Origin of the sequence: Variovorax nitratireducens (assembly GCF_051216545.1) — a bacterium.
Taxonomy (GTDB): domain Bacteria; phylum Pseudomonadota; class Gammaproteobacteria; order Burkholderiales; family Burkholderiaceae_C; genus Variovorax.
This window is the reverse complement of record NZ_JBPJZO010000012.1, coordinates 103,811-126,261: the sequence shown is the minus strand read 5'-3', so window position 1 is coordinate 126,261 and position 22,451 is coordinate 103,811. Positions and strand designations below refer to the sequence as shown.

The 22,451-nt window shown below is 63.5% G+C and carries 21 protein-coding genes and 3 pseudogenes; 12 read left to right on the top strand and 12 right to left on the bottom strand.

What is annotated here, in order from left to right; translation table 11 throughout:
* Positions 1–15: 15 nt before the first annotated feature.
* Together ACSFA8_RS22930 and ACSFA8_RS22925 are read left to right on the top strand one after the other, a co-directional pair.
* The gene (locus tag ACSFA8_RS22930) at positions 16–900 is read left to right on the top strand and encodes a transketolase (RefSeq protein WP_435481786.1); all 885 of its coding nucleotides are present in this window, start codon (positions 16–18) and stop codon (positions 898–900) included.
* The gene (locus ACSFA8_RS22925) at positions 897–1,916 is read left to right on the top strand and encodes a transketolase family protein (protein ID WP_435481785.1); all 1,020 of its coding nucleotides are present in this window, start codon (positions 897–899) and stop codon (positions 1,914–1,916) included. The genes ACSFA8_RS22930 and ACSFA8_RS22925 overlap by 4 nt, the downstream gene beginning before the upstream one ends.
* Before the next feature lie 150 nt (positions 1,917–2,066).
* On the opposite strand, the pseudogene ACSFA8_RS22920 reads toward ACSFA8_RS22925, so the two are convergent.
* Both ACSFA8_RS22920 and ACSFA8_RS22915 read right to left on the bottom strand, forming a co-directional pair.
* Positions 2,067–2,114: pseudogene (locus ACSFA8_RS22920) on the bottom strand (hypothetical protein); the annotation flags it as partial.
* A gap of 176 nt (positions 2,115–2,290) precedes the next feature.
* Positions 2,291–2,599: pseudogene (locus tag ACSFA8_RS22915) on the bottom strand (hypothetical protein); the annotation flags it as partial.
* Between the two features lie 531 nt (positions 2,600–3,130).
* On the opposite strand from ACSFA8_RS22915, the gene ACSFA8_RS22910 reads away from it, so the two are divergent.
* Positions 3,131–3,916 (top strand): SDR family oxidoreductase, encoded by a 786-nt coding sequence (locus tag ACSFA8_RS22910; RefSeq protein ID WP_435481784.1) that lies wholly within the window; start codon positions 3,131–3,133, stop codon positions 3,914–3,916.
* Between the two features lie 89 nt (positions 3,917–4,005).
* Here the strand turns inward: ACSFA8_RS22910 and ACSFA8_RS22905 are convergent, their stop codons facing one another.
* Positions 4,006–4,431 (bottom strand): hypothetical protein, encoded by a 426-nt coding sequence (locus ACSFA8_RS22905; RefSeq protein ID WP_435481783.1) that lies wholly within the window; start codon positions 4,429–4,431, stop codon positions 4,006–4,008.
* Complete coding sequence (locus ACSFA8_RS22900; RefSeq protein WP_435481782.1) at positions 4,409–4,750, bottom strand: hypothetical protein; 342 nt, start codon at positions 4,748–4,750, stop codon at positions 4,409–4,411. Before ACSFA8_RS22900 ends, ACSFA8_RS22905 begins: the two co-directional genes overlap by 23 nt.
* Before the next feature lie 91 nt (positions 4,751–4,841).
* On the opposite strand from ACSFA8_RS22900, the gene ACSFA8_RS22895 reads away from it, so the two are divergent.
* The 6 genes and pseudogenes from ACSFA8_RS22895 to ACSFA8_RS22865 all read left to right on the top strand — a co-directional run.
* Positions 4,842–5,081 (top strand): hypothetical protein, encoded by a 240-nt coding sequence (locus ACSFA8_RS22895; RefSeq protein ID WP_475544491.1) that lies wholly within the window; start codon positions 4,842–4,844, stop codon positions 5,079–5,081.
* Positions 5,035–5,334: a site-specific integrase gene (locus tag ACSFA8_RS22890; RefSeq protein ID WP_435481834.1), complete on the top strand. Its 300-nt coding sequence runs from the start codon at positions 5,035–5,037 to the stop codon at positions 5,332–5,334. Before ACSFA8_RS22895 ends, ACSFA8_RS22890 begins: the two co-directional genes overlap by 47 nt.
* Positions 5,335–5,932: 598 nt before the next feature.
* The gene (locus ACSFA8_RS22880; protein ID WP_435481779.1) at positions 5,933–7,216 is read left to right on the top strand and encodes a hypothetical protein; all 1,284 of its coding nucleotides are present in this window, start codon (positions 5,933–5,935) and stop codon (positions 7,214–7,216) included.
* Positions 7,209–8,834: a glycoside hydrolase family 28 protein gene (locus ACSFA8_RS22875; protein ID WP_435481778.1), complete on the top strand. Its 1,626-nt coding sequence runs from the start codon at positions 7,209–7,211 to the stop codon at positions 8,832–8,834. Before ACSFA8_RS22880 ends, ACSFA8_RS22875 begins: the two co-directional genes overlap by 8 nt.
* A complete protein-coding gene (locus ACSFA8_RS22870; protein ID WP_435481777.1) occupies positions 8,780–9,466 on the top strand; it encodes a hypothetical protein in 687 nt (228 codons plus the stop codon). The genes ACSFA8_RS22875 and ACSFA8_RS22870 overlap by 55 nt, the downstream gene beginning before the upstream one ends.
* A gap of 76 nt (positions 9,467–9,542) precedes the next feature.
* A pseudogene (locus tag ACSFA8_RS22865) lies at positions 9,543–9,890 on the top strand (TerC family protein); the annotation flags it as partial.
* A gap of 118 nt (positions 9,891–10,008) precedes the next feature.
* On the opposite strand, the gene ACSFA8_RS22860 reads toward ACSFA8_RS22865, so the two are convergent.
* Complete coding sequence (locus ACSFA8_RS22860) at positions 10,009–10,194, bottom strand: hypothetical protein (protein WP_435481776.1); 186 nt, start codon at positions 10,192–10,194, stop codon at positions 10,009–10,011.
* A gap of 378 nt (positions 10,195–10,572) precedes the next feature.
* Between ACSFA8_RS22860 and ACSFA8_RS22855 the strand changes: the two genes are divergently transcribed.
* From ACSFA8_RS22855 to ACSFA8_RS22845, 3 genes are all read left to right on the top strand, one after another.
* Positions 10,573–11,556 carry an ArdC family protein gene (locus ACSFA8_RS22855; protein ID WP_435481775.1) on the top strand — a complete coding sequence of 328 codons (984 nt, stop codon included), beginning with the start codon at positions 10,573–10,575 and terminating at the stop codon, positions 11,554–11,556.
* Positions 11,557–11,707: 151 nt separating this feature from the next.
* Positions 11,708–12,409, top strand: coding sequence for a DUF6088 family protein (locus tag ACSFA8_RS22850; RefSeq protein ID WP_435481774.1), 702 nt, complete (start codon positions 11,708–11,710; stop codon positions 12,407–12,409).
* Positions 12,406–13,443 (top strand): nucleotidyl transferase AbiEii/AbiGii toxin family protein, encoded by a 1,038-nt coding sequence (locus tag ACSFA8_RS22845; protein WP_435481773.1) that lies wholly within the window; start codon positions 12,406–12,408, stop codon positions 13,441–13,443. The genes ACSFA8_RS22850 and ACSFA8_RS22845 overlap by 4 nt, the downstream gene beginning before the upstream one ends.
* Before the next feature lie 247 nt (positions 13,444–13,690).
* Here ACSFA8_RS22845 and ACSFA8_RS22840 read toward each other — a convergent pair whose 3' ends face one another.
* From ACSFA8_RS22840 to ACSFA8_RS22810, 7 genes are all read right to left on the bottom strand, one after another.
* The gene (locus tag ACSFA8_RS22840) at positions 13,691–13,981 is read right to left on the bottom strand and encodes a hypothetical protein (protein ID WP_435481772.1); all 291 of its coding nucleotides are present in this window, start codon (positions 13,979–13,981) and stop codon (positions 13,691–13,693) included.
* 696 nt (positions 13,982–14,677) lie between these two features.
* Entirely contained in the window at positions 14,678–15,232 is a 555-nt protein-coding gene (locus ACSFA8_RS22835; RefSeq protein ID WP_435481771.1) for a cupin domain-containing protein, read from the bottom strand.
* A gap of 25 nt (positions 15,233–15,257) precedes the next feature.
* Positions 15,258–16,199: a Bug family tripartite tricarboxylate transporter substrate binding protein gene (locus ACSFA8_RS22830; protein WP_435481770.1), complete on the bottom strand. Its 942-nt coding sequence runs from the start codon at positions 16,197–16,199 to the stop codon at positions 15,258–15,260.
* Positions 16,200–16,245: 46 nt separating this feature from the next.
* A complete protein-coding gene (gene fahA, locus ACSFA8_RS22825; RefSeq protein WP_435481769.1) occupies positions 16,246–17,574 on the bottom strand; it encodes a fumarylacetoacetase in 1,329 nt (442 codons plus the stop codon).
* Between the two features lie 285 nt (positions 17,575–17,859).
* Positions 17,860–19,365 carry an L-piperidine-6-carboxylate dehydrogenase gene (amaB, locus tag ACSFA8_RS22820; RefSeq protein ID WP_435481768.1) on the bottom strand — a complete coding sequence of 502 codons (1,506 nt, stop codon included), beginning with the start codon at positions 19,363–19,365 and terminating at the stop codon, positions 17,860–17,862.
* 164 nt (positions 19,366–19,529) lie between these two features.
* Complete coding sequence (locus ACSFA8_RS22815; RefSeq protein ID WP_435481767.1) at positions 19,530–21,320, bottom strand: ABC transporter permease subunit; 1,791 nt, start codon at positions 21,318–21,320, stop codon at positions 19,530–19,532.
* 31 nt (positions 21,321–21,351) lie between these two features.
* Positions 21,352–22,428: an ABC transporter substrate-binding protein gene (locus ACSFA8_RS22810; protein ID WP_435481766.1), complete on the bottom strand. Its 1,077-nt coding sequence runs from the start codon at positions 22,426–22,428 to the stop codon at positions 21,352–21,354.
* Positions 22,429–22,451: the final 23 nt, after the last annotated feature.

The window sequence follows — 22,451 nt, the reverse complement described above, 5'->3', positions numbered from 1 at the left end:
CCCAAGGAGATTCCCATGAGTACGACGATCGCTGCGCCGGCTGAACTCGCCGGGCTAAAGGAACTGAAGCAATCGGCTTACCGTATCCGGCGCTACGCGCTTCGGATGGGCGAAGTGCAAGGCCAGGGCTACATCGGACAGGCTCTCGGCTGGGCCGACGTGCTGGCGGTGGCCTATAGCCACGCGCTGAACCTGCGCCCTGATGAACCCGAGTGGGAGGGCCGTGACCGCTTCCTGCTGTCACACGGCCACTACGCGATTGCCTTCTACGCCGCACTGATCGAGACCGGCATCATTCCCGAGAGCGAACTCGAGACCTACGGCAGCGACGACAGCCGCCTGCCGATGTCCGGGATGGCGACCTACACGCCGGGCATGGAGATCTCCGGCGGCTCGCTGGGCCACGGCCTGCCGATCGCGGTGGGTATGGCGCTGGGGCTGAGGCAGAAGAAGAACCCGGCCTTCGTCTACAACTCGATGTCCGATGGCGAACTGGATGAAGGCTCGACCTGGGAGGCGGCGATGGGCGCGGCACACCACGGTCTCGGCAATCTAATCTGCCTGGTCGACATCAACAACCAGCAGGCCGACGGCCAGTCGTCGAAAGTGATGGGCTTCGAGCCGCTGACCGACAAGTGGGCATCGTTCGGTTGGCACGTCCAGCGCGTCGACGGCAATGAGTTGCCGGCTGTGCTGAAAGCCTTCGACGCCGCACGTGCCCTCACCGAAAGCAAGCCGCGCGTGATCCTGTTCGACACGCTGATGGGCAAGGGCGTGCCCTTCCTGGAGAAACGCGAGAAGAACCACTTCATCCGAGTCGATCCGCCGGAGTGGCAGCAGGCCCTCCAGATCCTGGACAACGACTGGTCAACCCAGCAAGCTGAAGGAGCATTGGCATGAACGCCCCCGTTACCGCGACAGTTCCCGAGAAGAAGCCGCGCCTCACCACGTCGGCCATGATCGCCTCCATTGCCGCCGAAGGGCAGCGCGTGAAGGCCGCGCCGTTCGGCAAGGCCCTGGTCGAACTGGCCGCCAACCGGCCCGAGATCGTCGGCATGACGGCCGACCTGGCCAAGTACACCGACCTGCACCTGTTTGCCCAAGCCTACCCAGAACGCTTCTACCAGATGGGCATGGCCGAGCAATTGCTGATGGCCGCTGCTGGCGGCATGGCCAAGGAAGGCTTGATCCCGTTTGCGACGACTTATGCCGTGTTCGGCACGCGGCGCGCCTACGACTTTATCCACCAGGTGATCGCCGAGGAGAACCTGAACGTCAAGATCTGCTGCGCGCTGCCGGGTCTGACCACCGGCTACGGGCCCAGCCACCAGGCGACCGAGGACATCGCGATGATGCGCGGCATTCCCGGCATGACCATCGTCGACCCCTGCGACGCGCTGGACCTGGAACAGGCGGTGCCGCAGATCGCTGCGCACAAGGGCCCGGTCTACTTGCGCCTGGCGCGTGGCAACGTGCCGCTGGTGCTGGACGAATACGACTACAAATTCGAACTGGGCAAGGCCAAGGTGCTGCGTGAGGGCAACGAAGTGCTGGTGGTCTCCAGCGGCTTCATGACGATGCGCGCGCTGGAAGTCGCGCAGTCACTCCAGGCCGACAACATCGGCGTGGCCGTGTTGCACTGCCCGACGATCAAGCCTTTGGACGAGGCTGCAATCATCGATGCCGTCAAGTACAAGAATCGACTGGTCGTCGTCGCGGAAAATCATTCCGTCATTGGCGGACTGGGCGAGGCAGTGGCGAGTGCGCTGCTCCGGAATCGTGTGCAGCCTGCGAGCTTCCAACTGGCGGGGCTCCCCGACACCTATCTCGATGCCGGTGCGCTGCCGACGCTGCACGACCGGTACGGGATCAGCCGGGAGGCGTTGGCGCAGCGGATCAAGGTCTGGTTGGGTTAAGCGCCAAGTCGGCGGTTGGAGAGATGGCTGACCGTCAGCTATGTTCCGATCGATCGAAGGTCGCCTTCTGGCCGACAGGGCGAGGCCGTGCAACCGTGCCGACAGCTTCGGGCCGAAAGGCACCAGGCGGCTTTTGCCGAACTTGGTGTCGCGGATCTGCAATGCCTCACGTTCCAGATCGACATCGCCGCACTGCAAGCGCGCGACCTCACCGATACGCAGGCCGAGCCCGGCCAGCAGCGCAAGGCGCCCTCGAGGCAGTGCACGGGTGATGTCGGCCGGGGTGATGTTCTCCCGATGCAGGTAGCGCAGGAAGACGCGCAAGGCGCCGGTGCAGTCATGAAGGCTGGTGGGGCAAGCGACTTCGCGCGTTCGGCGACGTAGCTGCCCAGCAGCGACGGCGAGAGGTCGGGCAGACCGACGGCGCCTTGTTGGAGAAACGCTTCGAACTTGCGCAGTTCGACGGCATGGCCATCGCAGGTCCCGGGCCGCAGTCCCTTCTTGTCGCACAGGTACGCGAAGAAGCCTGGCACGCTCGCCAGGAATAGCTTCGCGACGCGGTGCCGAACCCTCGCAAACCCCGGCACGGTGAGCTCGAGCAGTTGCTCGACTGGAACCTGAGCATTGGCGAGCACGGTGCCACTCGCCGCCCTACTGAGGCAGCTTGGAGCCTTGGCGCGCATCCACTCGTCGATGAACGGCTGCACATGCGCGGGTACCTGCTCACACGAGGTGACGCCGCGGGCGCAGACGAATTGGTTGAAGTGGCGCAGCGTGCTCACGTGCCGCAAGACCGAGGCACTCGATGCCCGTCGAGCTTCGAGCCAGCCGACGTAGCGGTCGATCTGCGGACCCAGCCAGAACGCCCGGATGCGGTCTGCGGTGACGGGCCGGTGCAAGTAGCGTTCCAGCATAAACAATCTCCTGTCTTCCAAGTTGAGGGAGATGTCATGCTGGGCCTGACGGCGCAGTTATGTGCCCGGCGACGGCGATGTGCTCTGTTCCACCCAGGCACGCGGAGGGCTCGGGCACATAACGATTCAGGCCACATAAGGCGCACAACCATCCCTTATGTTGATTTCCTTGTGTCAACGCGGAATGTCTGTCACCCTGTTGGTGGTCTACGTGTACCGGCGGAGGTGATCAACCGGACCGGTTACATGAGCGCCTAGCGTCTAGCTTGAGCCTTGTGCAAGGAGGGGAATGTGCCCGGAATGTCCAAAACGATTCTTGTGACAGGAGCGACCGGTGGTATCGGCTTGGCCGTCTGCAACAGGCTGGCGAAAGCTGGAAATTCCCTCGTTCTTGCAGCACGCGATTCCGCCAAACTTCAGTCACTCTGCGCTGAACTGTCGAACACCTGTCCCGGCATTTACTCATGGATCTCCGTGGACATGACGCGGGATGACTCGATCAAGAAATTTGCCGAGGAACTGACCGCAAGGAACGTGCTCCTGGACGGAGCAGTCTTGATGCCGCCCCAGGATCCGCCAACGAACGACCCTCTCCCAAGCAGCGACAAGTGGCGCGAGATATTTCAGAACAGTTTTGTGGGCCCGCTGTCGCTGCTCAAGGCGGCAATTGCGACCATGAGGCCTGATCCTGCAAATGACAGGAGATCCAAGATCGTCATCATCTCTGGAATCTCATCGGCGCAGGTCTTGGGCCACTACGCTTCAAGCAATGTGATTCGTTGCGCCTGGCTGGCCGAAGCCAAGACGCTGGCATTCGCATTGGGTGACCAAGGGATTCACGTGAATACGCTGTCCCTAGGGGGCACGCTCACGCCAGGGTATACAGCTTCTCTTCAGAAGCGCGCTGCCAAGGCCGGGACAACGGTTGAGGAGCGCCTTGCGGAAGAAACGTCGAACGTTCCCCTGAGGAAATATGGCACACCCGATGAGGTGGCCGCTGCGGTCGAAGGATTGCTGTCCGCGTTCTCCGATCACATGACCGGACTCAACGTCCTTCACGACGGCGGATTCACGAGAGCATATTGAGAACTGCCAGTGGCTCGGGGAGCACCAACCGGTTCGATAGATCAAGTCCCACCAGATTGCCCGTTTACGAACATCCAAAATACGCATGGTCAGTTCCGGATGGACGTCACCTGCGGTTTGATGTTCCGGCGCAGTTCGGCAAGTTCGCGTTCCCGCCGCTCAAGCAGCGTACCGTTCTCCTGCCAGGCTGCGTAGTAGTGGTCGACCAGAGCAACGAGTTTGGTCACCTGCTCGCGCAATGCGTCGTTCTCGCCACGCAATTCGAGGACGGCACGCTTGGCGGGGCCTGGATCGCGACGGCGCGGCCGTTGAACCTTGTGCAGTGCACGCAGCACTTCAGGGTGGTACCGGTACAGCGCGTTGCGCGAGACCCCGGCGAGTTGACACAGCGTTGTCGCGGTCAGCTCTTGGGGCGCGCTGCCCGAGGCCTGCTGTCGGACCATCTCTGCCAGTGCGTCGCGGAGCCGATTGGCCGGTGATCGGCGGGAAGGATCACCGGTCGGCTTGGTACCCATGCTTGGGCTCCTTGTTCGCATCCGCATCGATCACACGAATCAGCGAGCGCGCCTCGTTGAGACGTTCGCGCACGATGCGCAGCGTCTGCAGCGGCAGCGCCGGTTCGTTGAGTAGCGCCTCGTGGCGGTGGACTTGTTCGGCCCAATAGGGCCGATGCTGGGTGGACACGGCGAAGTTCCTGCATCGCGCGCAGGTCGAGGGCTCACGCCGCGCCGGGTTGGGGCCGATGGCGTTGCCCAAGCAAGCGCTGTGCTCTTCCCTGTAGACGCAGAACCCCCAGTCGCACACGCCGAGCACGAGGCCGGCGTCCACCAGCAAGCGCGCATAGCTCTTGAGGTCCTGCTTGAGCCGAGCGCCTCTGAAACGCGGACGCTTTGCGACAGTCGATGACCTCGCGCAACTGATCGACATGCTCTACGCCGCGTGCTTTGTCGTCATCTCCTACCTGGTGGGGCCCAGGGCGAGCGAGATCCTGCACTTGGAAGCGGGCTGCGTACAGCAGCGTGGCGACGGCACCATGCTCGCCGCACCGGGCCTGGGCGGGCGCGCCGGTGCGGAGATTGGTGTGCCCTGGTCCGCTGGGAATTCCATCGGCGATGCGCATGCGCGCGCTGCTGCAGCGTTTCGCTGCGTGGCTTGGCTTGCCTGACCATCAGGGCAAGGCTTGGCGGCTCGCGACGCATCAGGGCCGCAAGACCTTCGCCCGCTTCGCGGCGCTGCGCGACGGCTCCGCCTTGTTCGCGCTAGCCCAGCATCTCGGTCACCGCGAACGCGCCGTCACCGACCACGGCTATGCCGGCTCGGACTACCGTCTCAACCCAGGAGATCGAGTCCGAGATCCTCGAGCAGTCGGCCGTGGCCTGGGAACACCCTTCTGCCACTCGGTGGCGCCAGAGCTCTGACGGCGGCGCAGCCACAACTGGGCACGCCCTGCCTGAGCGCGATGCCCGGCGGACAGCGCCTCGGACAGCGGGCGGCGGCGCCACCCACTCGGCTCGGCGGTCTTTCGGAAGATGGCAAGCACATCGGCCCGGTTGCGCATGCCAAAGCGAGCTCGCACCTCCGGTGCTAGCGCATCGAGCATTTCCAGGAGTTGCCGCTCCGGCGCACTCGATAGCAGCACCTGCCCGGAGGGCGAAGTGAGCGCAGGAAACCGGCTGCCCACCGGGAGATTGATGGCAACGATGTGCGCACTGGGAATATTCTGCAGAACGACGACGTCCTCTCCGTCGAGCTCGACCCAGGAAACCGTTTCGAGCGTTTCCCTGGCATTTGAAGGAGAAACATCCATCGAATCGGACGTCTTGGAAGGTTTCGGGTGTCCATCCTTTCATCCGCGAACGGCGCATGCACGAGAGAAACTGAATGCGCCCTGACATACCAGGCCTCGAACAGGAAAACTCGTCACGGCGACAAATTCTCCTCATTCCTGTCATCGCCGATTTTTTGGCGCCCGTTAGGTCTTGCCTGTGCGGCAATGCACGCGACCTGAAACATTGAATGAGCAAACGATCCCCTCTCTCCATCGTTCAACTCGCGGGAACGGTCCTGACGTTCCTGACGGCCGGCTGCGTCGTTCAGCCACCGCCCCCAGTGCGCTATGCCACTGTTCGACCGGTGCATGTTGCCCCCGCCGCGCCACCCGTCGTGAGCGTGTACGTGGAACCGCCGCTGTATCAACCCCCACCGATCGCGGTGGCGTGGGCGCCCCCGCCCATGCTGGTGGAAACGCCACCGCCCTTGCCATTCGCCGATGCGATCTGGACCGGCGGCTATTGGACATGGCAAGGCAACTGGGTATGGGCCGCTGGCCGTTGGGCCGCACCGCCGCAGCCGGGCTACGGTTGGGTGCAGCCCTACTACGAGCATCGCGACGGCGCGGTGGTTTTCATCACGGGCCATTGGTCACCACCGGGGATCGCTTTCGTTCCGCCGCCGCTGGGCCTGAGCCTCACGGTTGCCGCCGCCACGGTCGGCGTGGTCGCCGGCCTTGCGCCGATCGGACCGCAGGGCGTGTTCGTTCCCGCGCCGCCCGGCTCACGACTCGGGCTGATCGTGCCGGCACCGATCGGAACGCCACCGGCCGTCGTCGTGAGCGCTCCACCAGTCACCAATGTCGGCATGCGGGTACAGAACACGACGATCAACAACGTGTCGAATACAACGAACGTCACCAACGTCACGAACATCAACAACACGCGCACCGTGACAGTGGTGGCGCCCGCCAGCGCGACCGCCAGCGGCCGACCGTTCGAGGTGGCGGTACCTGCAATCGCGCATCTTGCTGCAGCACTGCCGCCGGTCGTGCGCGCCATGGCACCGGTGCCGGCCAGCGTGAAGCCGATTGCCGCGTTCGTGCCAGTGCATCAGCAACCCACCGCCCCCCGGCCTCCAGAGGCCGTGCATGCTGCGCCCACCCCAACGCCGCCGGTCTCGGCAGCTCAGGCTCAAGCACGCCCTCAGGCGGCCTTGTCATTCGCAAGCGCCAAGCAAGCGGAGCCTGGGCGGCTCGCAGCACCTGCAAGGCCGAATGCCGAGCCGCCCAAAAAGGCAATGCCTGCGATCGACGAGCCGCGCCCACCGCGAGCCGATCCTGAATTGCGTGGGCGAGCACGCCAGGCCAGTGCGCAACGTATCGCGAGCGAGCAAGAGACCTCGCATTCGCTCAAGCAGGAGCCGACGTCAAGAGTACGGCCGGCTGCTCCGCCACACGCACATGCAGAACCCCGGCCAGCGCCTCGCGAACACACCGAACCCCATCGGAAGGAAGAGCACCGTGAGTAAGGTTGCGATGCGTCACGCCATCGTTCTCGGCGCGATCATTTCGGCTTGCGGGAGTGTCGCGGTGCCTAGCGCGCAAGCCGCGCCAGCGCAGTCTGTGCAGACGCAGTGGGGCTCGGTCAGCGAGCCTGCGCTGCCCGGCACTGTCTGCGCCACCTTGACTGCAGCCATGACCCCGGTCAACGGCTCGATCGACATGGCCGACGGCGATCCGTCGAACTCACAGCCCGACTTGCAGCGCATTCAGCGTGCGATCGATGCGTGCCCTTCGGGCCAAGCGGTCAAGTTGGTCCGCGGCGCTTCGGGTGCATCCGGGTTCATCAGCGGTCCGTTGAAGCTCAGGTCGGGCGTCAAGCTCTGGATCGACGGCGGCGTCACGCTCTTCGCGTCGCGCAACCCGAGAGACTATGACAACGGCGTCGGCACCTGCGGCACGGCGACGGCTTCGCGTCGACGATCCTGCAATCCCTTCATCCTGGCCGCCGCCACCGTGGGCAGCGGCATCGTCGGCGACGGTGCCATCGACGGTCGCGGCGGCAGCGTACTGACGAGCGGTGCGAACGCCGGCAGGCGATCGTGGTGGGACGTTGCCTTCCAGAACAAGACCGAGCAGTTGTCTCAACAGAACCCCTTGCTCATCCAGATTCAGGGGGGCAGCGACTTCACGCTGTACCGGGCCGCAGTGCTCAATGCGCCGAACTTTCACATCGTGACGGGCGATGTGAGCGGCATCACCGCCTGGGGCATCAAGATTCTGTCGCCCAGCCTGGAGTACACGAAGCCGGGCTATGCCTGCCCCGCCGACTCGACCCCCGACAAGACAACGCCCGCGACCTGCTTCACGCCGGAGACCGTGAAGAACACCGACGGCTTCGATCCCGGCCGCTCGGATCACGTGCTGCTGGCTCATTCGTACGTGAGCGTTGGCGACGACAACGTCGCGGTCAAGTCCCACGGCAAGCGGCCCTCGACAGACCTCGCATTCACCGACAACCATTTCTACTATGGCCACGGCATGTCGATCGGCAGCGAAACAGACGCCGGACTGCGCAACATGGTGGTGACCGATCTCGCGATCGACGGGTTCGACAGCACCGGCGGCATCGGCCTGCGCATCAAGTCGGACGCTTCGCGCGGCGGCAAGGTGGACGGGGTGACCTATCGCGGCATCTGCATGCGCAACGTCAGGCAGCCGCTGATCTTCGACTCGTACTACAGGCCTGCCGATGCGGGCACGCGCTATCCGCTTTTCACCAACATCAAGGTGAGCGGGCTTCACTCTTTTGGCAGTCGCAAGTACGGCGGCGGACAAATGACATTCGCCGGCTTCAACGCCGCCGGCCAGCGCAATCCGTTGTCGATCACCCTGGACAACGTGGTCTTCGACGGTCCGCAGCCGACCTTCGGGCGGGGACGCAATGGCGATCCCAGCACCGGGCCCACCGGGCCGGGGGCAACCCACTTCGTGTTCGGCCCCGGTGCAGTGAGCTTTGCGCCATCGATCTCGCCATCGAGCGTCAGCGACCTCACCGTCAGCACGATCATCGGCACGTCGACGCCCGTCGATTGCAGCGCGGCCTTTGTCCCGTTGAGTTCGGTGCTTGCGAGTTCGCCGATCTGACATCCCAAATTTTTACGCCGCCAACCAAGGAAAGACCCATGAAAACCAAGATTCGAATTCTCGTTGCCGCGCTCTTCGTGAGCGCCGGCGTCACAGGCTTTGCCCAAACGACGGCATCCACCGTGCAGCGCGACGTGAGCCAGCAGCAACGCATCGAGCAGGGCTTGCAAAACGGACAGCTGACGGTTCGCGAGGCGGGCAAGCTCGAGCACGAGGAATCCAAGATCGACAAGATGCAGGCACAGGATCTCAAGGACGGGCGACTCTCCAGTGCGGACCGAGCCCACCTTCGAGCTGCGCAAAATAAGGTCAGCGCCGACATCTGGGCCGACAGGGCGAATGGGGTGGTCGCCAACCCCGATTCAGGCTCTTCCAAACGACTTCAAGCCGATGTTCAGCGCAACATCACGCAAGACAAGCGCATCGAAGGCGGAATTCAGAACGGCTCGCTGAGCAACCGGCAAGTCGGCAGCCTGGAGCGCGGTCAGGCGCATGTGGACCACAAGGAGAGCGTCGCGGCCCGCAACGGACACATCGATGCGCATCAGCAATCGCAAGTCAATCGCGTGGAGAACCGCCAGAGCCGCCGCATCTACAAGGACAAGCACGACGCGCCGCAGCGCATGGGCTGAGTTGCTTCTCGGTCGAAAGTCCTTCTGCCGTTGCGAGGGTGTAGACGAAGCGCCTCAAGGGCCGGCAAACTCCCTGTACGCGAGCTTCTCTTTGGTCGTGGCGCAGATCGTTGTGCTGGATGCGGTCTTTTCGCTGGACGCAGTGATCACCGCAGTCGGCATGGTGAACGACCTTCCCATCATGATGGCAGCCGTGGTGATCTCCATCGCCATCATGTCACTTGCGTCAAAACCCTTGACCCGCTTCGTCAATGCACATCCCCCCGTGGTCGTGCCGTGCCTGAGCTTCCTGTTGATGAGTGGCTTGAGCCTTCTCGCCGAAGGCCTGGGCTTCCATCTGCCGAAGGGCTACCTGTACGCCGCCATCGGGTTCTCGATCATGATCGAGTTCTTCAACCAGTGGGCTCGGCGCAACACGGTCAAGTAGCGGGCGCGGATTCCTCTGCGAGAAAGAACCGCAGAGCCGCTTCTTCAGCCGCGCCGCCGTCCTCGCCGGTGGCTCTTGCGTGCATTGCGATGAGCTTGCGCGGATCCTGCTGGCTTCATGCGGGCGCATCGCCGTCCACCATCGTGGGCGCCGTCGTCCGCGTGTCGCGCGAGCGCGATGACGTTGGCCAGGCCATGCGCTGCCGCATGGCGATCCACCGCTTGAGAAAGATCGCTTGCTCTGCGTTGCAGAGAAGTTTTGCTGCGGCCTGCGGCCGCTGCGCGCCGATGGGCGGGTGCATGCGCCTTGGGTGCGGGGCGTGCCGCGGCGGATCTGCTTTCCGGGCCACCTCTTGACCGACGCATAGCTCGCGCGGGCCGCTGTCCAGCACTGCGGGCTGCGCCACCGTCCTCACCCGTTCCTCGCCTCCGCTCGGCTGCGGCCTCCGGGCGGTTGCCGGACATCGGCCCTTTCCGCTCGCTCTTCATGCGTCGAGGCGGCTCCGAAAGCAGATGTTCAACCACCGCGGCACACCCCGCAGAAAGGCTTCGCCATGCATGCAACTTCATTCACCCGTCCGCGCGTTGCGCGCAGCGCCAACAGCCAGACCGCCACGGGCGTTCCCCCCGTACCCCCCGAGGACTCACCCAAAGCAGGTGCTGGCAAAGGCAGGAACGCCATGGGGTCCGGCGGTAGTCACGTCGACGTGCGGCAGGTCATCACGGATCGCCTCATCGCAATGCTCGCGCAGGGCGGCAACGTGTTCCGCGCGCGCTGGACGCGGGCGGCCTCGCGCGGCATGCCGCGCAATGGCAAGACCGGCGCGCCGTACCACGGGGCCAATGTGCTACTGCTCTGGGATGCGGCGATCGAGCAGGGCTATGCCGCCAATGTCTGGCTGACCTACAAGCAGGCGGCCAGCCTGGGCGCGCAGGTGAGGAAGGGAGAACGCGCAGTGATGTGCGCGCATTTCGAGCGCAGGGCCCGCAAGGGTGGCGCGGTCGAACACGACAACGCTGAGCGAGACGGTGAGGAAGAGGAGGGCAGGGAGGGCAGGGAGGGCAGGGCGGAGGCCGCGTCGGCCCACGGCTACCTGGTGTGCGTGCCGTTCTGGGTGTTCAATGTCGCGCAGATCGATGGGCTGCCCGCCGAGGTGCTCGAGCATTGCGCCGCACCCGCGCCTTCGCCGCTCGGGCCGGTGGAAGGTGCCTTCCGGCTGCTGGCCGGATGCGGTGCGACGATCCGGCATGGCTTCGACCGGGCGGCCTACCTGCCCGAGCTCGACGAGATCCGGTTGCCCTGGCCCGATCGCTTCACGAGTGCCGAGGCGCGTTGCGCCACGTCGCTGCACGAGCTGGTGCACTGGACGGGCCATCCGAGCCGGCTCGATCGGCAGTTCGGTGCGCGTTTCGGGGATGCGGCCTATGCGTTCGAGGAACTGGTGGCCGAGCTCGGCTCGGCCTTCCTGATGGGCCACTGCGGGCTGGTCGACGCGACCCTCGAAGGGCATGCCGCGTACCTGGACAGCTGGCTGCAGGTGCTGCGGAACGATCGGACGGCGATCTTCACGGCTGCGCGGCATGCGGGTGCGGCGTTCGACTTCATTCTGGCCAGGGAAATGCCTGTGCTCGAAACTTCACCGGCGGCGTCGCCGAGACGATGACCGAGCATGGCCGCGGTGCGGGAACGCGCCGGGCGGAGGTTGCGAACGGTTCAAGCATCCCTGAAATGTCCGAAAAATGTATGTGAGTTTCGGACATTTGAATTTGACTCTTGTCCGAAATATGTATATATTTTTCGGACAGGAGTTGGTTATGTCCGACATTGCGGCCCGCATCTCATCGCTGATCGACGCTTCCGGCCCCGGCCATGTCTGGGTTCCGGCCGACTTCGCGCAGCTTGGCTCTCGGGATGTCATCGACAAGACGTTGCAGCGCATGACCCTGCGCGACCAACTCCGCCGCATTGACCGGGGGCTCTACGACAAGCCCGTCACGAACAGGCTCACCCAGCGCACGACGACTCCGGATTACCGGGCCATCATTGACGCGATTGCCCGTCGCGACAATCTGCGCATCCTGGTTGACGGCATGACTGCTGCGAACGATCTGGGCCTGACCGATGCTGTCCCTGCTCACGTCATCATCTACACCGACACCCGTCGCCGCGCCATCCAGCTCGACAATCTGCCGATCGAGTTCAGGCTGTGTGCGCCAAGCCGGTTGTATTGGGCAGGCCGCCCGGCCATGCGCCTGGTGCAAGCCTTGCACTGGCTGAAAGACACGCTGCCTTCGGACAGCGGCCCTCTCCGGCAAAAAATCGGCAGGCTTCTGATCGACAAGAAGCAAGGCGCTGCCATCCGCGATGACCTGATACAAGGATTCAGCGCGCTCCCGATCTGGATGCAGGACTACCTGCGCCCCCTTCTTGACCTCTCGCCGGATGCCAAAGCAGGCGACAAGTCAACGCCTGCCAAACCAAAACTGCACCACGACCTACCGGCAGGCGCGAAATGAACGAGGCCTATCAGGCGGTCATCACCGCCAGCGACGAAGAGCGCCGCGATCTGTTCCTTGGCACGGCGGCCCGCCTTGGCACCGCCGTCCAGAACGTCGAGAAGGATTTCTGGGTTTGCTGGACGCTCGATGCGCTCTTCAACGGGCTGGAGCCAGGCGGCCCGCGTTTTCTCTTCAAAGGCGGGACATCGCTCTCGAAAGCCTTCGGCCTGGTTTCGCGCTTCTCCGAGGATATCGATATCACGGTGTTCCGTGAAGACTTGAACCAGGACGTAGACGTGGCGCAGCTTGATGCCATGAGCGGCAAGAAGCGCCGTGCGCGACTCGATGAAATCCGCAATGCCTGCCGGGCCTATGTCGACGGCCCCTTCTTTTCTCAATTGCAGGCGCGTGCAGCGGCGAGCATTCCGGGTGGTCGTTTCAGGCTTGAGAGAGACCCGGACGATGCAGACGGGCAAAGTTTGCTCCTTTGGTATCCGGCGGTCACGGCGCGTGAGGGCGATTACATACGGTCAGCGGTCAAGATTGAATCCGGCGCGAAATCGGCGCTGGATCCGCACACACCGGCAACGGTGCGTCCCTACGTAGACGATGACCTTCCAGACCAGGGGCTGGAGGTTTCCAACGTCGTGACCGTGAATCCGGAGCGAACCTTCTGGGACAAGATCACGATCCTCCACGGTCTCTACCAGTGGCACGAGCGCCGGGGTGTCTTGCGCCATGGTGGCCAGCGTGTCTCGCGTCACTACTACGACGTGCATCGCCTGATGCAAACGGAAGAAGCGCCGCAATGGCTCGCAGACAAAGCGCTGGCGGAAGATTGCGCTCGCCACGCGCGCCTTTTCTTCGGAAGTCCTGATTTGGGACTTGAGACGGCCAAGGCGGGCAGCTTCACGCTGCTTCCGGCCCCGGCCATGATGGAAGCCTTGCAGCGTGACTATGCCGCGATGACGGGGATGATTTTCGGGCCGATCCCTGCATTGGATGAGGTTCTTGCCAGCGTGCAGAAGGCGCAAGATGCCGTCGATGCCTAGGCTGAAAAAGCTACTGCGAAAACTCCGCATCAAATAGTTGCACGTGCTCCTGCTCTCGGCCTCAACCATGGTGGACGCGTTGCGGGCATCGAGACCCAAAGGATCGAGGTTTGACCGACAGCATTCATGTGGAGCGCAAGTGCAGCGAGGCGCAATGGATTCTTCGACGAAGCCACTCGTAGTGGCGACGTCCTGACCGCGCGGCACGCGCGTCGCTCCCCGATCGAGGGGCACTGCAAGCCGGCGCTCAGGCGACGAAACCACCCCAGCCGATGCCGCGTCCGCCGGTGCGCCGTGCGGCCTCCGCATCATCCAGGCTCTTCGCCGCGCGGCGCGCCGAATAGTCGGCAAACAGGGCATCGATGGCGCGCGTTCGCTGCTCGGAGGCACTAGCGCGGCTATCGGCCTGCAAGTTGCCCTTCACGAGCAACTCACCATCGGCTTGCTGGAGCTGGGCGTCCCCGCCAGGCGCCGGAATGCCAGGGATGGCAATGCCCGCCCGGCGAAGGATGGTCTCTTTCTGGTCGGTGGTGAGCATGACTGGCTCCTTATGCAAATGGCGTACCCGCGTCGTGAGCTGGTTATGCGCCAGCGGCAGGCCACCGCGGTCAGCAACGGTGCATGTGTGTTGTCGGCCGGCGCTTCCTCGCCGGTCGGCGTGAGTCGCTATGGGTCATTGCCGGTGCCATCGGCAGGGGATCGTGGTGCATGGTGCGTGGTGCGTGGTGCGGGCCCTGATCCGGGCGCCCCACCGGCTTCGCCGCTGTCGGGCTGCTCCAGGTTCGCGCCTTCGCGCTCATCCCCTGGCGGTGACGGGCCTGCTGGCCCGCCTTGCGCATCCCTGGCGCGGGGGCAGGGGCAGGGGGAGGAAAAGGGGACTGCGTCCCCTGGACTTGCCTTGATCAGACCTGCCTGCGGCAGGTAGAGGCGCTCGCCGCGCGGCGGTTCCGGTGCGCGTCGGCCTCGGGCGTGCTGACGTTTTCCTGTGCTCTTCGCTTTCTCCGGTGACTCTGCGCCCGCGGGGCCAGGTGATCGGTTGCGCCTGCAAGGGGGTGTTCATAACGCTTGCGCGTTACGAATGCTTCCCCCTTGCTCCCCCTCATCACGATGACGCTCGCCGTTGCCGCGATGGTTCTGAACAAGGTTCTCGACATCGTGAGCTCCTCAGGATATTCGTCGGTTCCGACTTCGCAACGTCCGCAGCCGACGGCGGGAGTCATTGCAAAGTCCGGCGCTATCGCACGTCGTCGGCTCCGTCGATGAGAATGAAGGCAATGCGCGCCAGCGCATCCGATCGATTGGCCCACGCATGGTTTGTGCCGCGCTGGATGAGGACATCGCCCGCGCGAAGCGTGACTTCCTGGGTATCCAAGACCGCGACAACCTCGCCTTGAAGGATCAACGCGTAGTCCACCGTGGCCGTGCGGTGCATGCCGGGATGTTTTTTCGTACCGGCGTCGTCGCGATGCGCATCGTGAAACATGCTGCCGAAGGTCGCTTGAATCCGTCGGCGTGTCTCTTCCGGATCCTTCGATTCGGGCGGTAGGTCAATGATTCTAAGTATGGTTCCGTGGGGTGGGGGTGCTATGCCCTGCAAGCTTTCCAATCCGTCTGCGGCTTCGACGGAGGCGGGCGACGATGTCGTACACCATATGTTGACGGCCTGAAACCCTGGCCTTGATTCCACGGTTCGCACATTGAGTGCTGAAGCGTCTTCTGCGATGCAGGATCGGCCTTCAGCGTCATGTCCGGTGACGACGCGGCGTATGGGATGGTGGGGGCTGCTCATTTGGTTGTTCCTCCTGGGCAGGTTGTCATTCGGCTTTGAGATTCAGCGATCGAATCGTTTTCTCCAGCGTCTGAAAATCGGCGCCGACTCGCTGAAGGTACTGCTGACTGCCCAGATATGCGGGATGCTGCGACTGTGTCTTGGCGGCATCGCGAAATTCCGTGGACTGCACGGCGACTTCACAAGCCTTGGCGAGCGTGTCCACGATGGCCGGACTGATCCCCTTCGGCGCCCACAGACCATTCAGGCCTGGCGCCAGCGAGGCAATGCCCAGTTCCTTGAAGGACGGCGCATCGGGATAGCGGGCTTGCCGCTGCTCAGCGAAGACTGCAAGCACCCGCAGCTTGTCATTGGCTGCGGCAGCTGCGGCAGAGGACACGCCGAACTGGATGGCACCGCCGATCAGGTCCACCAGCATGGGGCTATCCCCGCGATATGCGATCGAGTTGAATTTCAAGCCTGCCGCTTGCGCGAAATGCTCGGCGGAGAGATGGGGCACGGTGCCCTGTCCGGCAGTGCCGTAGGCGATCTTTCCTGGATCGGCCTTGGCCAGCTGCATCAACTGCTGAATGGACTTGATTGGCGAATCGGCGCTGACGACCACCGTCATGACGTTCTCATGCGTCTGGCAGACCGGCGTCAGCGTGTCGTACTTGGGGCCCTTCAACAGGATGGAGCCGCTGGTCACCGGCGTCGACGGACCGAAAGCCAAGGTGTAGCCGTTCGGCGCCGCTCTGGCGACCTGCCAGAAGCCGATCGTCCCGCCCGCGCCCTCCTTGTTGATGACGACCACCTGGGCGCCGAGTTGCGTTGCGATCGACCGCGCAAAAACACGCGCCATGCCGTCCACCGCACCTCCGGCCGAGAACGGCACGATCACCTGGATCGGTTGTTGCGCTGGGTAGTTCTGCGCGCCAGCGTGAAGCGCGCTTGCGCAAAGCGCAATAAGTACGATCGTTGATTTCATCTCTTTGTCTCCTGTGAATTTGTGTTGAAAGCGAAACTTTTGGGGGCTAGTTGCCGGTTGGCCAGGGTGCCGCGGGCAAGACCCTCGAGCGGCATTCGCCGAATCCGATCGATACGTGCCCCTCCTTGCTGGCACGCGCCTTGAAGACGAGCTCATCACCGTCGATGAGCCACTGCCGGGTCGTTCCGTCGGGCAAGAGCAGTGGCTCGTGGAACTCGGCGAGACAGCCCCGGCTGGCCGGATCGGGACCCGAAGCGGTTCCACTGCCAAGCAGATCGCCGGGCCTCAGATTGCAGCCATTCGAGGTGTGGTGTGTGACCATCTGCGCGAAGGTCCAATACAGGTATCTGGAGTTTGTCTGCGTGACGTTCAACGGCGGCATGCCGTCAGCGCGCATGCGCGCGCTCGTCAGCCAAGCCTCCAACTGCAGGTCGAGCCCGCCGCTTGCAATGTCGTCAGCGTGGTGGAGATGTGGCAGAACCGCGGGTTCATCTGCCGCCCTGGTGCGCGCTGGTACATGAAAGGGCGCGAGCGCTTCCGCAGATACGACCCAAGGCGAGACGACCGAGCAAAAACTCTTTCCGAGAAACGGGCCGAGCGGGGTCGTTTCCCATCGCTGGATGTCGCGTGCTGACCAATCGTTGAGCAGGCAGTATCCGAACAGGTGCGTTTGGGCCGTGCGTAGAGGAATTGGGCTGCCGAGCGCGTTTCCCGGGCCGACGAACGCACCCAGTTCCAGTTCGAAATCGAGCGCCTTTGCCGGGCCGAAGTACATGGCGCCGTCGACACCTTTGGATTGCCCATGGGGCCGAAGCACGTTGTGGCCACTGACCCGCACCGAACTCGCACGACTGTTGTACGCAAGAGGCAGGTGATAGAAGGCCTCAGGAACCGGGTTGTCCGGGTGCGTGCTGCGCCGTGCGCGTGACAGATGATCGGACGAGGTGAGGAAATCGGTGAAGCCTCCGATCGCGCAGGGCAATTGCATCTCAACTGCATCGCTGGGAAGCAAGAGTTGGTCAGCGTGTGCATGGGCGCGCGCGGATGCGGCACCACCGCCGATCGCGAGCATCTCGAAGACTTGCATTCGCAACGCCGAGCTGGCGGGCGAACCCAGCGCCATGAGTTCGTTGAGCGAACCACCTGCGGCAGCCTGCGCAGCTCCTTTGGCAAGCCCCGTAAAGAACCCCGCCCTGTTTGCCTCGGCGATGTCGAGCAGCTGATCGCCGATCGCGATACCGACGCGCGGAGTCCTTCCTGGCGCAGCGTAAACGCCGAGCGGCAAGTTCTGCAGCGGAAAGTCGTGGGCTGGAACGTTCGCGGCTTCTACCCAACTGCGACGCGCTGGATCGTGAGTGGCATTGAGTTGCGTCATGCAGGGGTCTTTTCAACTCGGATTTCAGGAGGGCCCGCCAGCCAGAACAAGACCGTTCCCGGTACCTCCATCGGCAGATCCCAGTAGCTGGAACGAGAGCTCGGAGCGCATTGATCGTGTGGCCATGCGGCTGAATGTATTCCCGGGCTTTCGATTCGTACAATCGAAAGTTCGGATCGATTAATCCAATTTTCAGATCAATGGCGCGGGCCTTGAGCGTGCAAGAAGACCGGCGCGAAGCGTACGATTGGGTACGCGATGTCCAGGGCGCCTTCCGCACCCGCCTCAGACGTCGAACCGCACGCCCTGCGCAAGAGGCAACTCGCCAGAGAAATTGATGGTGTTCGTCGCACGGCGCATGTAGTTTCGCCACGAGTCGGAGCCCGACTCGCGCCCTCCGCCGGTTTCCTTCTCACCCCCGAATGCGCCGCCAATCTCGGCGCCTGAGGTGCCAATGTTCACGTTGGCGATCCCGCAGTCTGATCCTCGGACGGACAGGAAAACCTCGGACTCACGCACGTCATTGGTGAAGATGGAAGAGGACAGGCCTTGCGGGACGTCGTTCTGCAGGCGAAGTGCATCCTCGAACTCGTGGTAGCCCATGACATACAGGATGGGAGCAAATGTCTCGCGCCGGACGGTCTCGGTCTGTGCGGGCATTTCGACGATGGCGGGACGCACATAGAAGGCGGTGGGGTGTTGCTCCTGCAGCAGGCGCTCACCGCCGGTGACTAGACCACCCTCGTCCCGGGCGGCTCGCAGCGCGCTTTGCATGCCTTCGAAGCTGGCGGCGTCGATCAGTGGCCCAACCAGCGTACCGCTCTCCAGCGGGTTGCCAACGGGCAGGCCGGCGTACGCCTTCTTCAAGCGGGCCACCAGCGTAGCCATCACAGTCTCATGCACGATGAGCCTGCGCGTAGTCGTACAGCGCTGTCCGCAAGTCCCGGCTGCAGCAAAGGCGATGCCGCGCACCGCCAGGTCCAGATCCGCGGTCGGGGTGACGACCACCGCGTTGTTGCCGCCGAGTTCCAGCAGCGAACGGCCGAAGCGGCGGGCGACACGCGGGCCCAGCTCCCGGCCCATACGGGTGCTGCCCGTGGCGGAGACGAGTGCTACCCGCGCGTCGTCCACCAGCGTCTCGCCCACGTCCCGTCCGCCGATGATCACTTGCGACAGGTTCGATGGGGTCGAGCCGAACCGCTTGGCTGCCTTCTCAAAAATGGCTTGGCACGCCAGCGCCGTCAGAGGCGTCTTCTCGGAGGGTTTCCATACGACGGCGTTGCCGCAAACGACCGCAAGCGCCGAATTCCACGACCACACAGCGGCGGGAAAGTTGAACGCGCTTATCACGCCAACGACGCCGAGCGGGTGCCACGTCTCCATCATCCTGTGTCCAGGCCGCTCGGATGCGATCGTCAGGCCGTACAACTGGCGCGAAAGTCCAACAGCGAAGTCGCAGATGTCGATCATCTCCTGAACTTCGCCGAGACCCTCCGAGAGGATCTTTCCGGTCTCGATCGATACGAGCTTTCCGAGCGCTTCCTTCTCCGCCCTCAGCTCTTCGCCCAAGAGGCGGACGAGTTCCCCGCGCTGCGGCGCAGGCACGTCGCGCCACGCAATGAATGCAGCATGCGCACGCGCGATGGCGTCGGAGACTTCGCCTGCAGAATGCGTGCGGAGGCGGGCCAGCTCGGCGCCATCAATGGGTGAGACAACCGGTAACTCGCCGCCGCTTGCGGCAGCGGCAATGCCAAAGTGATCGAGAAGGGAGGCGGTGATGGAGGAGGTCATGGCAGACACGGATGTTGAGGGTGGAAGGAAATCGCTGCTCCGTGGAGGAAGAGGCCTTCATCGTCGACGACGGCGCTAGTCTTTTCGACCAGCGGCTCGGCGGAGTGCGTGCGCAGTTGACGGATCGAACCCAGCACGCGCACGGAACACTCGCCCTGCGCGATTCATGGCGCCACCCAGGCGGCCTTGGGTTCGACGCCACTCGTGCGATCCTCGGTCGCCTGCGTGCGGCGGCGCACCAGTAGCACCACAAAGGGCAGCAGAATGAGCAGCGTGGACAAGGCGGCCACCGCCGGGTCAACCTGGTTGCGGATGTTCTCCCACATCTTGAGGGGGATCGTCACCACCTTGGTGCCGGCAATGAAGCTGGTCATGACGACGTCGTCGAACGAGTGCAGGAACGCCAGCAGGGCAGCCGACATCAGCCCAGGGGCCAGCAAGGGCAGCATCACGCGTCGGAAGGTGAGGGTGCGCGAGGCGCCCAGGCTTTGGGCCGCCATCTCCAGTCTGGAATCGAAGCCCGAGAACGACGCCACCATCACGACGATGACCAGCGGAATGCTCAGGCACACGTGCATGGCGATAACGCCCGTCAGTGTTCCATACAAGCCCATGTCGGACAGTACGGCGAAAGCACCCAGCGCAGTGACAACGGCCGGAACCACCATGGGCGCCAAAGCCATCGCATAGAGGACACGCCCCTCTCTACGCGGATTCATGCGCGCAATGCCGTACGCTGCTGCGGTCCCCAGAAGCAGTGTGAACACCACGCTGGTCGCAGCGATCTTGAAACTCGTGAGCGCCGCTGCAGCCCATTGCGCATCTGCGAACAGAAATCTGAACCAGCGCAGTGACCAGTTCGACGGGGGAAAGGCGAGGTTGTCGCCATCATTGAATGACACGACGGCGACGATGACGCTCGGTGCTACCAGGTAGACGCAAGCCAGGAACCCGAAGCTGAACAGAACCACGCGGCCGGCACGCTTACCCTGACCCGCGGCCCGGCCGGAATTTACCCGCCAGCCCGCTCCACTCAATGCGACGGCCGGGGTGCGGCCGCCAAACCACTGTGCGCCGATTGCCTTGCCGCTCCTGTCCAGCCACCGCGACCAGGCGGGCCGTGAGCCGTCGGTTGTGGCCGCTCCCGCGCTGATGAAATGAAGGAAGGCATAGACCACCAAAGTTGCCGCCAGCAGCACCAACGCCAGAGCAGCCGCGAAACCGAAATTCAGGGTCGTCTCCACGTTGGTGGCGATCAGGTTTCCCAGCATCAGGTCGCGCGAAGCGCCCAGCATTGCAGGCGTTATGTAGAAGCCTAGCGAAAGGACGAAGACAAGGATGCATCCGCTGCGAACCCCAGGCATGGTTTGCGGAAGATAGACGGTCAGGAACGTCCGCAGCCCGCCGCCCCCCAGTCCACGTGCCGCGCGCCACAGCATGGGGTCGATTGCCTGCATCGCCGCATAGATCGGGAGCACCATCAGCGGAAGCATGACGTGAATCATGCCGATGTACATGCCGGTACGGCTGTAGAGCAACTCGAATGGTTCCTTGATCAACCCCAACCCGAGCAATGCACCGTTCAAGGCGCCTTGGTCGCCCAGAAGCACGACCCACGCATAGCTGCGAACCAGAAAACTGGTGAGGAACGGGACGATGATGCAAAGCGTGAACAGCTGCTTCATCCGCCCCCGCGTCTGTGCGAGGCAAGCGGCGAGCGCATACCCAAGGAAGAGGCATGCCAGCGTGACGCTGCCGGCGATGCTGAACGTCTTGATGGCAATGCCGACGTTGATCGGGTTGAATGCCTCGGCGTACTCCCGCAGCGAAAAACCGGGCAGGTGAACGCTCAATCCCGCAATGCGCAGCAGCGGATAGAAGAAGAACCCCATCATCAGCAAGGCGGCGGGCGCAACCGCCAGGCGAAGCATCGCAGTTCGAGAGATCGTCAGCATTTTGCTTGTCCGGATTCGAAGGGGTGGAGAATTACTTGGTGATCCACTCGTTCCAGCGCTGGGCCAGGCGTTCGCCGTTGGTCTTTCCATCGGCGCCGACTTCGGAATACCAGGCATCGTTCACCATGTAGGCGCGCTTGCGGTTGTCGGGATGCGTCACCATGCCGGCGGCCAGTTCCTTGCTGATGAAATTGAAGGCGTCCGGGTGGACGGGGCTGTATCCGGTCAACGTCACGTACGCTGCCTGGCGCTGGGGCTGCAGCGTGTATTCAATGAACTTGTGGGCCTCTGCAACGTGCTTGGCGCCTTTGGGAATGATCCAGTACAGGCCAGTCATCTTTGCCTGGTTCCAGACGATCCTCATCGGCTTGCCGGCTTGCGACAACGCAGTGAACCGGCCGTCGAAGCCCATCCCCAATGCGGCTCCACCACTGGAGAAGATCTGCATCTGTTCGCTTCCCACCTTCCAGTACTTGCGGATACGCGGCTTGATCTTGTCCAGGCTGCGGAACGCGCGGTCCACGTCCAGCGGATAGAGCTTGTCCATGGGGACCCCATCGGCGAGCAGAGCCTCCTCGAAGGGCCCCTGGCTGCCCAGCTCACCGTTCTGAAGGACGCGCGTCCCCGGAAACTTCTCGATGTTCCAGAAATCGGCCCAGCTGGCCGGCGCCGGACTGCCTTCGGGATACTTGCCAGCGTCCAGTCCCAGCACCCAGGAGTAGTAGATGAACTGCACTCCCCACGGTGTCTTTGACTCGGGACTCAGCTTGTCGACCAGGGATTTGTCGATGCGGGCGTAGTCGATGCGTTCCAGCAGCGAACTCCTCGACAACATCGTCCCACCGGCTGGCGAGAAGCCAGCAACATCGAAGTCCATATTGCCGCTCTGCGCCTTCAGCTTGACCGTCGCCGTCGTCGCCTGGTCGCGCACGACATTCACCTTGATGCCGGTCTCCTTCTCGAACGGCTCCACAAACGCCTTGAGCGCGCTTTCCCCCTGCAGGCCACCGCCAACCACCACGGTCAGTTCTGCAGCCAGCGCTTGGGATGAAAAGACCGCGGCGAAAAGTGCGATCACCATCGAGGGAAGACGGACAGTGGTGTTCATATCGAACTCCTGGTTGGTGGAAA